The 14,221-nt window shown below is 55.0% G+C and carries 10 protein-coding genes; 4 read left to right on the top strand and 6 right to left on the bottom strand.

Going from position 1 to position 14,221, the window contains the following annotated elements; translation table 11 throughout:
• Window positions 1-83 precede the first annotated feature (83 nt).
• The 4 genes from ACSHSR_RS03825 to ACSHSR_RS03810 all read left to right on the top strand — a co-directional run bounded on the left by ACSHSR_RS03825 (window position 84) and on the right by ACSHSR_RS03810 (window position 6,025).
• Entirely contained in the window at window positions 84-446 is a 363-nt protein-coding gene (locus ACSHSR_RS03825; RefSeq protein ID WP_054743541.1) for a DUF4144 family protein, read from the top strand.
• 119 nt (window positions 447-565) lie between these two features.
• On the top strand, window positions 566-1,693 hold the full coding sequence (locus tag ACSHSR_RS03820; RefSeq protein ID WP_479631272.1) for a site-2 protease family protein: 1,128 nt from the start codon (window positions 566-568) through the stop codon (window positions 1,691-1,693).
• Window positions 1,694-1,889: 196 nt separating this feature from the next.
• A complete protein-coding gene (locus ACSHSR_RS03815; protein WP_144191491.1) occupies window positions 1,890-2,951 on the top strand; it encodes an efflux RND transporter periplasmic adaptor subunit in 1,062 nt (353 codons plus the stop codon).
• Entirely contained in the window at window positions 2,951-6,025 is a 3,075-nt protein-coding gene (locus tag ACSHSR_RS03810; protein ID WP_479631271.1) for an efflux RND transporter permease subunit, read from the top strand. Before ACSHSR_RS03815 ends, ACSHSR_RS03810 begins: the two co-directional genes overlap by 1 nt.
• A 92-nt stretch (window positions 6,026-6,117) precedes the next feature.
• Here the strand turns inward: ACSHSR_RS03810 and ACSHSR_RS03805 are convergent, their stop codons facing one another.
• From ACSHSR_RS03805 to ACSHSR_RS03780, 6 genes are all read right to left on the bottom strand, one after another.
• Window positions 6,118-7,857, bottom strand: a complete 1,740-nt coding sequence (locus tag ACSHSR_RS03805) for a M16 family metallopeptidase (RefSeq protein ID WP_479631270.1) — start codon at window positions 7,855-7,857, stop codon at window positions 6,118-6,120.
• 36 nt (window positions 7,858-7,893) lie between these two features.
• Window positions 7,894-8,907 (bottom strand): M16 family metallopeptidase, encoded by a 1,014-nt coding sequence (locus tag ACSHSR_RS03800; protein ID WP_479631269.1) that lies wholly within the window; start codon window positions 8,905-8,907, stop codon window positions 7,894-7,896.
• Between the two features lie 68 nt (window positions 8,908-8,975).
• Entirely contained in the window at window positions 8,976-11,336 is a 2,361-nt protein-coding gene (locus ACSHSR_RS03795; RefSeq protein ID WP_479631268.1) for a TonB-dependent receptor plug domain-containing protein, read from the bottom strand.
• A gap of 353 nt (window positions 11,337-11,689) precedes the next feature.
• A complete protein-coding gene (locus ACSHSR_RS03790) occupies window positions 11,690-12,547 on the bottom strand; it encodes a pirin family protein (protein ID WP_028779480.1) in 858 nt (285 codons plus the stop codon).
• 99 nt (window positions 12,548-12,646) lie between these two features.
• Window positions 12,647-13,570, bottom strand: a complete 924-nt coding sequence (locus ACSHSR_RS03785; RefSeq protein WP_025008904.1) for a phosphatidate cytidylyltransferase — start codon at window positions 13,568-13,570, stop codon at window positions 12,647-12,649.
• Window positions 13,567-14,205, bottom strand: coding sequence for a lysophospholipid acyltransferase family protein (locus ACSHSR_RS03780; protein WP_025889733.1), 639 nt, complete (start codon window positions 14,203-14,205; stop codon window positions 13,567-13,569). Before ACSHSR_RS03780 ends, ACSHSR_RS03785 begins: the two co-directional genes overlap by 4 nt.
• Window positions 14,206-14,221 lie beyond the last annotated feature (16 nt).

Here is a 14,221-nt window from a genome sequence, read left to right as displayed (position 1 = left end):
GCCTCGGTTCGGCGCGGGATAATTAATCGCAACGCCAGGCCGTTGTGATAAGGTGTTGGAGACAACTTATTCCTGGAGCCCCTATGACACAGCCAGCCTGGCCAGCCATTCTGAAACCGGCAGATTCGGACGAACTGGTGTATCTCGAGAATGAAAGAGACTGGCTGGAATATATCTGCCTGAATCAACACCTGAGTTGCCAGGGTGATCAACTGATAGATTCCGGCGGCTTATGTTATCCCATACTTCCGGCCATTCGCTGTGACGAACCTGTACTGGCCTCATTGCCACAAATAGGCCCGAGCCATGCACAGCTCGAACTCACAGATCTCAAGCTGTTGGTGCAAAAGCACGCCGCCGCGCTCGGCAGTTGCTGCGTTGCCAAGTTAGCCTTTATCACTTTTCCCCAAGGACTGGAGATGGTGCGTTATCTCGACAGTCTCTAAGGCGTTCTGGCAAAGGACTGGGGCCATTTACTGCGAACTGCGCCTTGTATCCAAACCTGTAAGCCGATGCAAAGCCCCCACGGACATGTTCGCACCTTCCCTGACAAAGCCCGGTGCCCATGGGTATAATCGGCGCGTTTTCTCTCACCGGAGTCATAGATTTGCAACTTCTGAAAATAGATTGCTTAGGGAAGCCCCTGAGGCTGGAAGGTTCCATGGCGGGTTGGCAGCAACTTTTTTGGGATAACCAATTAGTCTCACAACAAGCCGCCAGCGCCGATGACCAAGGCATTGGCAGCCATGAGTTCAGCCTCAGTCGCGCCGATGGCAGCAGCATCAAGGTACGCCTGGAAACCCAGCTCAACTGGCAACCCTTTGAGCTGAGCTATCGCTTGCTCATCGATGAGCAAGTCACGATTGAAGGCAGCCGCAATAGCAAAGATATTGAGCGGCAAACACCGGACATAGCGCCGGTAAAACAGCAGAAACTGAGTCTGGTGGGGCTGGTGTCTCTGGGCTTCAAACTGCTCAAGAGCGCCAAGGTGATCAAGGTCGTTCTGGCAGGAGCCAGTATTGCCGCCTACTCCTGGCTGTTTTCCCTGCAGTTTGCCCTGGCTCTGATAGCCTGCCTGGTGTTTCACGAGTACGGCCATATCCGGGCGATGAAATATTTTGGCATGAAGACCAAGGGTATCTACCTCATCCCCTTCATGGGCGGCCTGGCCTTGTCCGATGAGAAGATCAACACCCGCTGGCAAGACGTGGTGATCTCCATCATGGGGCCAACCTTTGGCCTGTTGATGTCCCTGGCGGCACTCGTGGCCTACTGGATCACAGGCAATCCCTTCTTTGCCGGTCTGGCGGCCTTTAACGCCTTGCTCAACCTGTTCAACCTGCTGCCTATTTTGCCGCTAGATGGCGGGCATATTCTCAAGAGCATCAGCTTTTCGATGAACAGCGCCATCGGCCTTATCGTCTGTATTCTGGGTGCTGCCATAGGGGTATTTATCAGCTACAGTCTGGGGCTGGCACTGCTGGGGTTCCTGTTGTTGATAGGCAGCGCCGAGATTCTGTTTGAGTGGAAACAGCGTCATCACAGTCATCTGCTGCCGCTGGACAGGTATGGGCAAGTGTTTTCCATTGTCTGGTATCTACTGACAGTGGCGGCCCTGGTGGCTGTTATCTGGCACCTGGCCGGCAGCGGTGATGACATGCTGGGACTGCCACTCAAGATATTGCAAAGCTGATTTAACACTCAGATTGCAAGGCTGCCACAGCCGCGCGTCCTGGGTGCTACATTCAGGCAAATTAGTGCTTGAAAATCTCTATTGGGATCAAAAATCACAAAGATAGATCACCAATGCCTTAAATTGTCGGAATGCCCTGGATCCTGATTAAGGTAAACTGAATTGCTTACCGCTTAATCCATGATACAGGGCGTTTATGAAAACACTTTCAGGCTCCAGTCTTTGGTTACTGATCTTTTGTCTGCCAATTTCCCTATCACTCTCGGCGCAGGAGGTTCAACCCCCTCCGGTAACCGTAGAAGCGGTGAAACAGGCATCCTTTAGAGATGTCGCCAACGAAGTCGGTAAAATTCGGGCTATCGACTCTGTGGCCCTCAGTTTCAACGCCAGCGCCAAACTCACGGCGATCCACTTCAAAAACGGAGACATGGTCAAACAGGGTGACTTGATTGCCGAACTCGACAGTGTCAAGGCGCAAGCCGATGTCGACAAGGCCCGCAGCACGCTGGCTCTGGCGAAAACCAAACTGGAGCGAGTCAGAGGCCTGCTGGCCAAAGAGCCGGATTCACTGTCAAAACAAGATGTGGATGAGCTGGAAGAAAATGTGCAACTGGCCGCCGCCGATTTCAAACAGAAACAGGCCACCCTCGCCGATTACAGCCTCATCGCCCCCTTCGATGGCCAATTAACTTCCTTTACCCCCTCTATCGGTGCCCAAATAACCGCAGAAACACCTCTGGTAACCCTGTACCGCTTGGATCCGGTTGAAGTGCATTTTGCCATCAGCCAAGTCGAGTTCGGCAAGGCGCAGCGAGGTCAGGAGGTGCATCTCACAGTGGAGGCCTACAAGGGACGCGAGTTCAAAGGACTGGTCAGCTATGTAGCGCCGGCTGTCGATGAGAGTTCGGGCAGGGTGGAGGTTCATGCGCAACTGAAGAACCCGGATCATGCCTTGGCTCCCGGAATGTTTGCCAACGTCAAACAGATATTCAGCAAGGGGATCAAGCACTTGTTGGTGCCACAAAATTCCGTCATTGCCAATAATGAAGAACGCTTTGTCTGGGTACTGCAAGGCGACAAAGTCAGCAAGCGCCCTGTGTCACTTGGGCGCAACACCAATGACGGTTATGTCATCATCAAGTCGGGGCTGCAAAACTCAGATACTGTGGTGCGAACAGGCATGCAGAATCTGCAAGAGGGAGGTGAAGTCAGAGTCCTGACCAATGCCTTATTGGCCACCGAAGAGGACCAACTCTGATGCGCCTGCCGGAAATCTGTATTCGCCACCCAATTTTCGCCTCGGTGATTAGCATAATGATAGTGCTGATCGGCCTGGTGTCTTTCGGCAAACTGCCGATTCAATACTTCCCTGACTACAACACTCACTCGGCTTCGGTCAGCGCATCCATCAATGGCGCCAGCGCCGAATTCATGTCCGAGAATGTCGCCGATAAGCTTATCGACGCCGCCTCCGGGCTGGATAAGGTCGATACCATGACCACCGACTGTCAGGAAGGCAGCTGCACTCTGTCCATCAACTTCAGCAAAGAGATAGATGACATCGAATACACCAATTTGATGAACAAGCTGCGCTCCAGCGTTGAAGCCATCAACGACTTTCCCCAAAGCATGATAGACAAGCCCAGAGTGACAGATGACGTGTCGGCGACCCATTCCGCCAGCAATATCATCAGCTTTGTCAACGAGGGCGGTATGACCAAGCAGCAGATGTATGATTACATCAGCCAGCAGCTTGTACCTCAATTCAAACATCTGTCCGGTGTGGGCGCTGTATGGGGCCCCTATGGCGGCTCACAGCGCGCCGCCAGGGTTTGGCTGAACCCGGATCAGATGAAGGCGCTCAATATCAAGGCCGCCGATGTGGTGGCCACCCTGAGCACCTATAACGCCACTTTTACCTCGGGCACCATAGTGGGCAAGTCCCGCGACTTCTCCATCAACCCGCTCAGCCAGGTTGAAAACATAGAAGATATTCGCGATCTGGTAATCCGGGTCGATAACGGCAAAATAATCCGGGTGAAGGATATCGCCAATGTCGTGATGGGCGAGGAGAGCCTGCGGCCCAGCCTTTTGAGCATTGGCGGACATCAGGCGATGTCGCTGCAAATTCTGCCGCTGGCCAACGCCAACCCTGTGACAGTGGCGCAAACCATACGTGCCGAAATCGACAGGATGCAACACCATTTGCCGGCCGGTCTCAAGATGCAGTTGGTCTATAACCAAGCCGACTTTATTCAAGCCTCTATCGAAGAGGGATTCTCTACCTTACTGGAAGCCATAGTGCTGGTGTCCCTGATTGTGGTGCTGTTTCTCGGCTCACTCAGAGCCGCTTCGATTCCGATTATCACCATTCCCGTCTGTGTCATAGGGGTATTTGCCGTTATGGCCTGGCTGGGGTTCACTATCAATGTACTGACCATATTGGCAATCATCCTCGCCATAGGTCTGGTGGTGGACGACGCCATAGTGGTGGTGGAAAACTGCTACCGCCATATAGAAAAAGGTGAAACGCCTTTTAACGCTGCAATCAAGGGCAGCCAGGAGATCATCTTTCTCATCATAGCCATGACATTGACACTGGCTGCCGTTTATCTGCCGATAGGTTTGATGTCCGGACTGACGGCCGATCTGTTCCGCCAGTTTTCCTTCACTCTGGCGGCGGCAGTGATCATCTCAGGGGTGGTGGCCTTGACCCTCTCGCCCATGATGAGTGCCTATTTGATTCAGCAAAGCCACAAACACCCGGCCTGGTTTCAGCGGGTCGAGTTGGGGCTGGAGCGTTTGATTGAGCGCTACAGCCAGGAACTGGATCTCTGGTTCAACCGTAAGCGTCTGTTGGCCGGAATCGCCTTGCTGCTGGTCGTTTCGGGTGGCGTACTCTATTGGTACATGCCCAAGGTACTGCTGCCCACAGAAGACAGCGGCTTTATTGACGCCAGCGCCAAGGGCCCCACCGGCGTTGGCCGCCAATATCATCTGAATCACAACGCCGAGCTCAACAGCGTTATGGATGACAACCCCAATGTAGCCGCCAATCTGGCTTATATCGAAGGCGGCCCGGTCAACCATGTGCTGCTGAAACCTTGGGGAGAACGCAGTGACACCGCCGCCGAAGTGATAGATCAACTGATAGCCAAGGCCAAACAGCAGGTGTCGGCCTACAACATGTCGTTCAGTGTTCGCTCCGCCGACGGCTTGAATATCCCCACCAATCTGCAACTGCAGTTGATGACGCTGGATAGAGACAAAGATGCCTTGGCCCACACCGCCGAGAAGGTGGTTAAACTGCTGGAGGACTATCCCGGGCTGACCAATATCAACAACTCGACCCTCAGAGACTTGCCACGCTTCGATCTCAGCATAGATCGCAATGCGGTGATCCTTTCCGGCGCCAGCTACAGCGATGTAACCAATGCGCTGTCGACCTTTTTAGGCTCGGTCAAAGCCGCCGATCTGCACTCGGACGACGGCTTCACCTACCCTATCCAGGTTCAGGTTAACCTGGAGATGCTGGGCGACTTCAATGTGCTCAGTAAGCTGTATGTCACCTCTGAATCGGGTGAGGCGCTGCCGCTGTCGCAATTTGTCACCATAAAGCAGGCAACCGCTGAGTCGAATATCAAGACCTTTATGGGTCGCGACGCCGCCCTAATCAGCGCCGATCTTATGCCGGGTTACTCCCCGGGAGAGATCAAACTCTGGCTGGATGAGCAACTGCCGTCGCTGCTGGCTCCATCACAGGGCTATGCCTACAACGGCATAATCAAAGAACTGATGGACTCCCAGGCAGGCACTCAGTCACTGTTTTTGCTGGCTTTGGTGTTTATCTATCTGATCCTGGCGGCGCAGTTTGAGAGCTTTGTCGATCCCTTGATCATTCTCCTCACTGTGCCCCTGTGTCTGGTGGGAGCCTTGCTGACTCTCAACCTCTTTGGCCAGAGTATGAATATCTATTCCCAGATAGGTTTGTTGACTCTGGTAGGTCTGGTAACCAAACACGGGATCTTGCTGGTCGAGTTCGCCAATAAGCAGCGCCAGGCCGGCAAAAGTGCCCTCGATGCCGCCATGGCCAGCGCCCGCTCAAGGCTGCGTCCTATTTTGATGACCTCGCTGGCGATGATCCTCAGCGCCATCCCATTGGCCATAGCCTCTGGCCCCGGCTCTCTTGGACGGATAAACATAGGCCTGGTACTGGTGGGTGGCTTGTTGATGGGCACCTTCTTCTCGCTGTTTGTGGTGCCTGTGGCCTACTTAGCCATGAGCCAGTTAAAACAAAAAGATGTGCTGGCCAAGCTCAGAGGCAAGATCTAAGTTTTCGCCAACGCTCTATCACTTCTTACTCACCCACTTTCCAACTCTCAAAAAAAGCGCCACCCCGGGGGTGGCGCTTTTTTGCCTGAGTTTTACTCGCTTGCCGGTAGCATCACGGCCTCAAAGACCCGGCTTTGCCGGATAAACTGCTTAAGCAGGTTATTCAGCTCGGCGGCTGTGACCTCATCATTGAAGCGAATGTTTTGCCCTATCTGCTGCGGCCCGCCCACTGTCATATAGCTTTGGCTGACCGCCTCCAGCCAACCGAGATTGGATTTAAGCTCCCGCTGCAGCCTGTCCTGACGTTGACGGCGCTTATTTTCCAGCGAATGGGGCGATACGCCCTCATCAGCCATTCGCTTGAGCACCAGATGCAGTTGCTGGATCAGTTCATCGACCCGCTCCGGATCGCTGCTGAAGCTGATACGGCCCGAGCTGAAATCTTCCCCCGGCTCCTGCCAGAACCAAGCGGTTACCCCATAAACGCCGCTGGCCTCCTCCCTGAGTTTGAGCCTCAGCTGCTCCTGAATAAGCTCCCCCATGAACGACAACTGATAAGCTTGCTTTGCTGACCAAGGCTGCGGATAGGAGGTTAGATAGACTTCTGTTTCGGCTCTGGGCTCACCTGAGACAGGCATCTGCAGACGTTCCTTTGGGGTCGCCGGCCGAATTTGGTATTGCTTGCGCGCCTCCCTTTTTACCTCAATCCCCGCCAGATACTGCTCGGCTAAGTGAATGAGGCGTGCCTCGTCGATATCGCCGACAAAGAACAGAATAAAGTCGGTATTACCCAGCATGTGACGGCGATAATCGGCCAGCAGCTCATCCTCGGTCAGGGTAGTCAGCAACTCGGGATCCGGGTTGTAAACCGTCGGCACTCCGGGATAGCGCTTGGCATCTATGGTGCGGGCAAACTGCTCCCCAGGGTCATTGGCATATTGTGCCCGGGTCGCCTGATACTCTTCGCGCCAGTGCTTCAAGGCATTCGATGCAAACTGTACCTGTTGCAACTTGAAGCGAAACAGCTGCAGCAGCGCCGCCAGATCATCCCTGTGGGCCCAGCCGGAAAAGCCTTGCGTCTGGCCGTCCAGCAAACTGGAAAGCACCAGAGGATAGTCGCTGTCATAGTTGATGATCGCCTGCTGCGGCACCTCGCCGGCGCCGAACTCATCTGCCAGGTTCACAGCCAGACGCAGCTTTTGCGCCTCCGAAGGCGCCAGACTGCCCATCCCCCCGACAGTCAAGGCCTTGAAATGCACTTCACCTGGGTTGAGATCAGATTGGCTGAATACCAGACGCAACCCGTTGCTGAGTCGATACTCCTTCAGGCGTCCATCGGCGGCTTCACCGATAAAGCGACTGCTGCCGGCCTCGGCCTTGAACTCGGGCATCTCAGCGGTCTGTTGCCCGGCTTCAAAGTCGCTGTGCTGCCTGCTCATACTCTGCTGCCATAATGCATTGGCTTCAGCACTCGTCAGTGCCGATATCTCCCCGGCCCCAAGAGTCTGCAGCAATAAGCGGGAACTTGGCGCCGTTAAACGCGCCAGCGCCTGATTGATATCCTCGGTCGTCAGCGAGCCAATCAGCTCCAGGTTGAGCCGGGCTCTGTCTTTATAGCTCAACCAGGGGTCGAGATTGGCAGCGGTAGTGACCAGGTCGCCGGCAATATCTATGCTGTAAACCGCCTTATCGGCGCGGCGCTGTTCCAATTTCAGTTGGCGTTTCAGCTGGGAAGCCACGGCCTTATCGCTGAAACCATGCTGCTTGAGGGTGGCCAGAAGATAAAACAGTGCACTGGCGGCGCTATGGTACTCACCCTTCTTGAGCTGCAAGGTGAAAATGCTCTGCCTGGTCTCGCGGCCAATGGCCTAGGAGAAGAAAGCGCCCGACAGCAGCCAGTCTTGATGTTGCTTCTCCCACTGCTGCAAACGCAGATTCAGCATACGCCCGGCTATCTGCTCGGCCAGCTCGCGGCGATAACCGGCCCGCGAATAATCCGGCTCAAGCGGCGAGAAAAAGCTCAGCTCCAGCGCCGGCTCTTCGGCGCCTACTTCATGCACCTTGGCGGCCCTCAGGCCATCTTGCAGCGATATGCCAAAGTCCACGGTTTCCAGTGGTGTAGTGGCCGTGGGCATGGCTCCCAGATATTGCTCGACCATGGCCTTGAACTTGGCGACATCTATATCACCGCTCGCCACCAGCGCCATATTATCCGGCCGATACCAGCGGCGATAAAAGTCGGCCACCCGCTTACCGGACACCTGGCGTATGGTTTCGGGATCGCCTATGGGATCGCGCGTCGCATAACGGGAACCAGCCATTTCGATGGCAGACTTTTTGTCCCCCAAACGCAGCATAGGCCCAAGCCTTGCCCGCCACTCCTCCAGCACTATGCCACGCTCGGCATCGAGATCGTCGCGGGCAATGCTCACCTCTGCCGCCCAGTCGGCAATAATTCTAAGCGCCAGCTCCAGAGTCTGCGGCCGGTTATCCGGCAGATTGAGCAGATAGACGGTATTTTCAAAGTCAGTGAAGGCATTGACATCTATGCCAAACTTCAGCCCGGCATCCTCCAGCGCGCTGATGACGCTGTTGCCCTTAAAGTGCTTGCTGCCGTTAAAGGCCATATGCTCGACCATATGGGCCACGCCCCTTTGGTCGTCATCTTCATGCATGGAACCGGCGTTGACTACCAGACGCAGATACACGCGTTTGGCCGGGGCATCGTTGGGGGCCAGATAATAGCGAAAGCCATTGTCCAGCCGGCCCTGAACCAAGTCAGGATCGCTGTTCAGAGGCAGCATCTCGCTGGTTTGACAGGCCGCCAGCAGGCAAGCCATCGCCGCCATCATCAGGCGGCCGAATCGTGTTTTAACAATCATCTCAGGATTTCCAGAACTCAACAAAAAAGCAGCTTCCGGTGAAGCTGCCCATCACCACCACTCAGGGTTTAGAAGCGATAACCCACTTCCAGCCAGAACTGACGCCCTGGGGTATAGAGGCCGTATTCGCCGTTCTGGTTGGCCTTGAGGCTATACTGGCGTACCTGGTTGAGCACATTGTTGATATCCAGCTGCAGATAGACCTCACCGCCCAGCGCCTGCGGCTCCCAGCGAATACGGCTATCCCACTGGGTGTGACTGCCGAAGTCATAGCTGCGGTACATCTCCAGCGCCGCCTGGCTGTTTACCGACTCATATCCCCGTACCGGCGCCTTGACATAAAGCTTGTTGCCCCAGGTGATATTCCAGGCCGGTAACTCCATATCCAACCCAAGACGCACCATCCACTCTTCCTGGGATGAGTTGACCTTCTGCTCCATCTGGCGACGGCTCATCATGGCGCCATCGAGCATCACCGCCTCATCCGGGTTCATCGCCTTATCCAGATCGTTGCGATCTGTCTCCAGCCAATCGGCCGCCAGCGACCACTCCCATTGACTGGCACCTAAGGTCAGCGGCGCTATGTTATTCAGTTGCAGGGTGTAGACATGAACCTTGTAGTCTTCGCCATTGCGATAGTCGTCCACCTTGACGCTGCCTACCTGGCTTCTATGGGTCACCAGCCGATCGCGATAGTCCCTCAGGGTATAGCGACCACTCAGGCTTAAATTGCCCAGATTCTGGTGCAGCGCCAGGGTCAACTCATCGGAGAAGGGGGTTTTCAGATCCTTGATGCTTTCGTATCTGCGGGTGTGATCCTGGCTGAGTTTAAGTATTTCATCCGCCAGCTTCATCGAAGCGAAAGAGCGGCCATAGTAACGGTTAAGCCCGATATCCACCCGGGTGCCCTCGACGACATCCCAGTTGAGTGCCAGCCGCGGCGCCAGGTTGAGATTATTCAGGTAGTCATCATGCTCAAGCCTCAACCCGGGGCGGAATTGCCAGGCGCCGAATTTAATGGTGTCCTGCAGATAAGCCGCCGAGTTGCGGTGTCGGGTGTCTATGCTGCCGGCCAATACGGTTTGTTCATCGAGCGGCATCTCCATGCCCGACATTATCAAGCGGATCTCCTGATTGACCTCCCTTGGGCGGTAAAAATCATAGTCAGTCTGCTGGAAACTCAAGCCAGTTTCCAGGCTGTGACTGACATCGCCCCAATAGAGGCGTTTGAAGCTGACATCGGCCAGCAGTTGCAGATTTCGCTGCTTGAGACGACTGTCGCCATAGCCCCCTTTCTGGTAATCCAGCCCGGTATCGGCATCACTGATCACCAGCACAGTATCACTCTGGGAGTGACGCTCATCCTCAAAGCTGTCGTAGGCCGCCTTGAGGGACAAACTTCCCAGGCTGAACTCCCGCTCCAGACTCAGGGTCGACCCCAGTGCCGAGTGGCTGTCTTCAAAGTCATTGTCTATGTTCTCGCCCATAAACAGGCCTTCACGGTAGGCCGAATAACGCCAGTCCCAGTCGATTCGGGTCAGGGGATCCGGCATCCAGGCCAGATTCAACAACAGGTTGTCCGATCTGCGGCTCTGATCCTGAGAATCAACCGTACCTTCTGCATCCATGATCCGGCTCTGGCGAATGCTGGAGCGGCGTTGACCAAAGGCCAGCACCATACCCAGCTCGTCGTTAATCCCCTGCTGCCACTGCCCCGAATAACTGTGTTTAACAAAATCGGGCTGATAGATGGCCTTGCCCCCGTCGGGCCTGGCCTGCTGCAAAAACTCGTTAATATTGGGATCAACCTTCTGGCTGGTCCAACTGCTGCGGCTGGTACGGTAACGCAGCTGGCCGCCGTTGACGCCGTTGTAGCTTAGGGTATCGGCCACTACGGCCCCGCCGGTAAAGCCCCCCAGGCTGGCCGGCACATTGTTGTCATAGACGGTGATCCCGGCCAGCATGGCGGCATCGAAAAAATAGGCCTGCTCTGAGCTCATCCCCGGCAAGACCCCGACACTGCCGTCAAACAGGCCTGAGCTGGGATCCAGATCGTTGTTGATATTGATGCCATCAATAAGAAACGCTGTCTGTTCAGACTCGGCGCCATAGATGGAGATCTTCGACGGTTTGATTTCACCGCCACTAAACCCTTCATCCAGACCCTCCAGGCGCACCGCAGGGTTGGATTTGACCAAGTCGCTCAAGTTGCCATCGGCCGAAGGGGTACGGCGGATCATCTGCTCATCCAGAGTGCTTTTGCCATCCAAACCGTTATCGGCTCTGTCTTTGACTGTCACAACCGCGCTGGTTTCGGGCGACTCATTCGAAGAGGGCGCTTGTTTATTTAGCGTTTCGGCGCCGGATGCGGCGCAAAAGAGTACGGCTGCCACAGCCAAAGCCACGACAGAAGGTGCGGGGTATTGCATATAAAACCTGATCAATGAGAATGATTCTCATAATTGTTACAGGCAAAATATTTCCCGACAAGATAGCCAAAATTCAGCCAAGGTAACAAGAATGTTTTATAAAAAGCGCCACAAGTTTAACTTTTGGTAACTTTTTGAGAAAGGAGCAAACAATCAGGCCCAGGCTAACCTTTAAAATCAATCAAAGGTGGGGTTGGGCAAAACCTATCACAGGTTAACCGCACCGTATTCCAAATGACTTTTTAACGAAAAAATCTTAAAAATTTACATTTGTGTCAGCACTGATGTGTTGTTTGGGCAAATAAAAGGCCAGAGGCGGCCACAGCAAAGCAGCCGTCTGTTGCCTATGTCAGTTAAACGGAACCGGATGGGATCTCACCGAAATCACCGTTTTGGTAGTCACGAATGGCCTGCAGGATCTCCGCCTGGGTATTCATCACAAAAGGCCCCATCTGCACCACGGCCTCACCAATGGGGTTACCGGCCAGAATGAGCAGGCCCGCGCCCTTGAAACCGGCTTGCAGCTCGAGAGGATAACGACTGTCGAGCAGCAACATATTACCGGCGGCCAGTTGTTTGCCATCCGGCAGTTGCAATTCACCACTGTGCAGATAGAGCGCCAGTCGCCCCAGATGACTGAGATCCAACTCGGCTTGGGCATCAGGCGCCAGCGTCAAATCGGCAATCGCCGCATCGCCGGCCAACCCGGTCAAGGGAGCACTGGCTTCAATACCGGCGAAACGCCAGTCACCGGCCAGCAGTCTCAGGCTGGCGCCGTCAGTTTCAAGCTGTTGGTGTTCATCGGCAGCGCTATCCTGATACCTGGGCGGCCGCATCTTGTCTTTGGCCGGCATATTGAGCCAGATCTGAAAGCCATGCAACCCCTCTTTGGCATCGGCCAGCGGCATTTCGGAGTGGACCACACCGCGGCCGGTACTCATCCACTGCACCTTGCCTTCTCGGATGGCGCGGACATTGCCCAGTTGATCCCTGTGCTCAAAGCCGCCCTTGCGGATATAGGTAAAAGTTTCCATACCGCGGTGGGGATGCGGCGGAAAACCGCCGAGATAATCGCGTTCATCGTCGGAGCGGATCTCATCCAGCATCAGATAGGGATCCAACGCCAGAGCCTGAAAATCGGCGACCCGGCTGATATTGACCCCATCGCCGTCAGAGGTGGGTTGCGCCGGCAGTATTTGCAATATTTTCATCATTGGGCTCCTTCACTTTGGAATAGCCCCAGCTTACTGCCGACAAATAACAACAAAAAGCGCATTTATCCGCTATGAGTCTTCGACTTTATAGAAAGGTCACACCCACCAATAGCGCACCACATGGAAGAAAACCGGCGCGGCAAAACAGACAGAATCCATGCGATCCAGCATGCCGCCGTGGCCCTCTATCATATGGCCCCAATCCTTGACGCCGCGGTCACGCTTGATGGCCGACATCACCAGTCCTCCGGCAAAGCCGAGCAGGTTCACCAGTAAAGCTATGATTGCCGCCTGCCAGGGGGTAAATGGGGTGATCCAGAACAGCGAGGTACCCACCAGCGTCGCCAGCAATACCCCACCGACCAGGCCTTCCAGGGTCTTGGAGGGTGACAGCTTGGGTGCCACCTTGCGTTTGCCAAACAGCTTGCCGCAGCAATACTGCAGCACATCGGAGAGTTGCACCACCAGAATGAGCCAAGCGATCAGCAGCAAGTTACGCCCTTCATAACCCTCAATCTTCAAGGTCATCAGCGCCGGCACTGACGAGACACAATAAACGGCTATCATCAGCCCCCACTGCACCTTGGCGGTACGCTCAAGGTAACGTGTAGTATCGCCGCCAAGTGCTGCCAGAATCGGCATCAGCAGGAACAGATACACGGGAATAAAGATACTGAACATGCCGTACCAATGGATGGCAATAAGCAGATACTGCACCGGCAAGGCAAAATAGAAGGCGGCGACCAGGGCAGGATAATCGCTGGCCCGGGTCGGTGTCAGGGTTAAAAACTCCCTGAGCGCATAGAAAGATACCAGGGCAAACAGCAATATCACCCCATAGAGCCCGAACAGGAAAGCGATACCTATGGCCAACACCATCATCCACCAGGCATCGATTCTGGCATTGAGATTGGCAATAACGGCGTTGTTGCCCTTACGCCAGGCCAGCAAACGACCTATCAGGGTCGCTACCACCAGCAGTAGGCCAATACCGGCAAACAACCACAGTGTCTGGTTCATACTTCCTCCCGTGACATTGCCAATAGTGCCAAACGCAAACGCTCGAGAAAGGCCACCTTGGTTTCCTGCGGCTGCAGCTTGATAGGCGTACCAAAACTCAAAGTGCAGAGCAGCGGCAACGGCAGATAACGCCCCTTGGGCATGGCGCGATTGAGGTTGGCAATCCACACGGGGATCAGCTCCAGATCCGGGCGCGAGTGTGCCAGATGATAGATTCCACTCTTGAACGGCAACAATGGCGCCTCGCTCAGATTACGGGTTCCTTCCGGGAAGAAGATCAGCGAGTCGCCCTCGGCCAGCGCCTTTTCCACCGGCGCCAAGGGATTGCCCTCACCATGGCTCTCTCTTGGAATAAGCACGGCATTGAATACCCGCTGAATAATAAAGCGCCTCAGCGCCGTCTTCTGCCAATACTCGGCGCCGGCAACCGGACGTGTCTTGCGTCTCAGCAAGGCAGGCAGTGATGCCCACAGCAACACAAAGTCACCGTGACTGCTGTGATTGGCAAAGTAGAGCCGCTGATTGTGATTGGCGCGGCAGCCAAGCCACAGGGCGCGGGCACCGGTGACCAACCTGGCCGCCGAGGTGATCCCAAAGGCGGTCAATCCCGCGAGCCAGCCGATTAGGGTATCCATAGATAAGGGTAAACTC

It is taken from the genome of Shewanella sp. VK101, from assembly GCF_056497865.1.
Note: the sequence above shows the minus strand (reverse complement) of the source record. Positions and strands in the feature narration are given on the sequence as shown.

What these genes read in the sequence shown, in the direction of transcription:
- ACSHSR_RS03825 (WP_054743541.1), top strand. Translation starts at nt 84, where the DNA reads ATGACACAGCCAGCCTGGCCAGCCATTCTGAAACCGGCAGATTCGGAC.
- ACSHSR_RS03820 (WP_479631272.1), top strand. Translation starts at nt 566, where the DNA reads ATGGGTATAATCGGCGCGTTTTCTCTCACCGGAGTCATAGATTTGCAA.
- ACSHSR_RS03815 (WP_144191491.1), top strand. Translation starts at nt 1,890, where the DNA reads ATGAAAACACTTTCAGGCTCCAGTCTTTGGTTACTGATCTTTTGTCTG.
- ACSHSR_RS03810 (WP_479631271.1), top strand. Translation starts at nt 2,951, where the DNA reads ATGCGCCTGCCGGAAATCTGTATTCGCCACCCAATTTTCGCCTCGGTG.
- ACSHSR_RS03800 (WP_479631269.1), bottom strand. Translation starts at nt 8,907, where the DNA reads ATGATTGTTAAAACACGATTCGGCCGCCTGATGATGGCGGCGATGGCT.
- ACSHSR_RS03795 (WP_479631268.1), bottom strand. Translation starts at nt 11,336, where the DNA reads ATGCAATACCCCGCACCTTCTGTCGTGGCTTTGGCTGTGGCAGCCGTA.
- ACSHSR_RS03790 (WP_028779480.1), bottom strand. Translation starts at nt 12,547, where the DNA reads ATGAAAATATTGCAAATACTGCCGGCGCAACCCACCTCTGACGGCGAT.
- ACSHSR_RS03785 (WP_025008904.1), bottom strand. Translation starts at nt 13,570, where the DNA reads ATGAACCAGACACTGTGGTTGTTTGCCGGTATTGGCCTACTGCTGGTG.
- ACSHSR_RS03780 (WP_025889733.1), bottom strand. Translation starts at nt 14,205, where the DNA reads ATGGATACCCTAATCGGCTGGCTCGCGGGATTGACCGCCTTTGGGATC.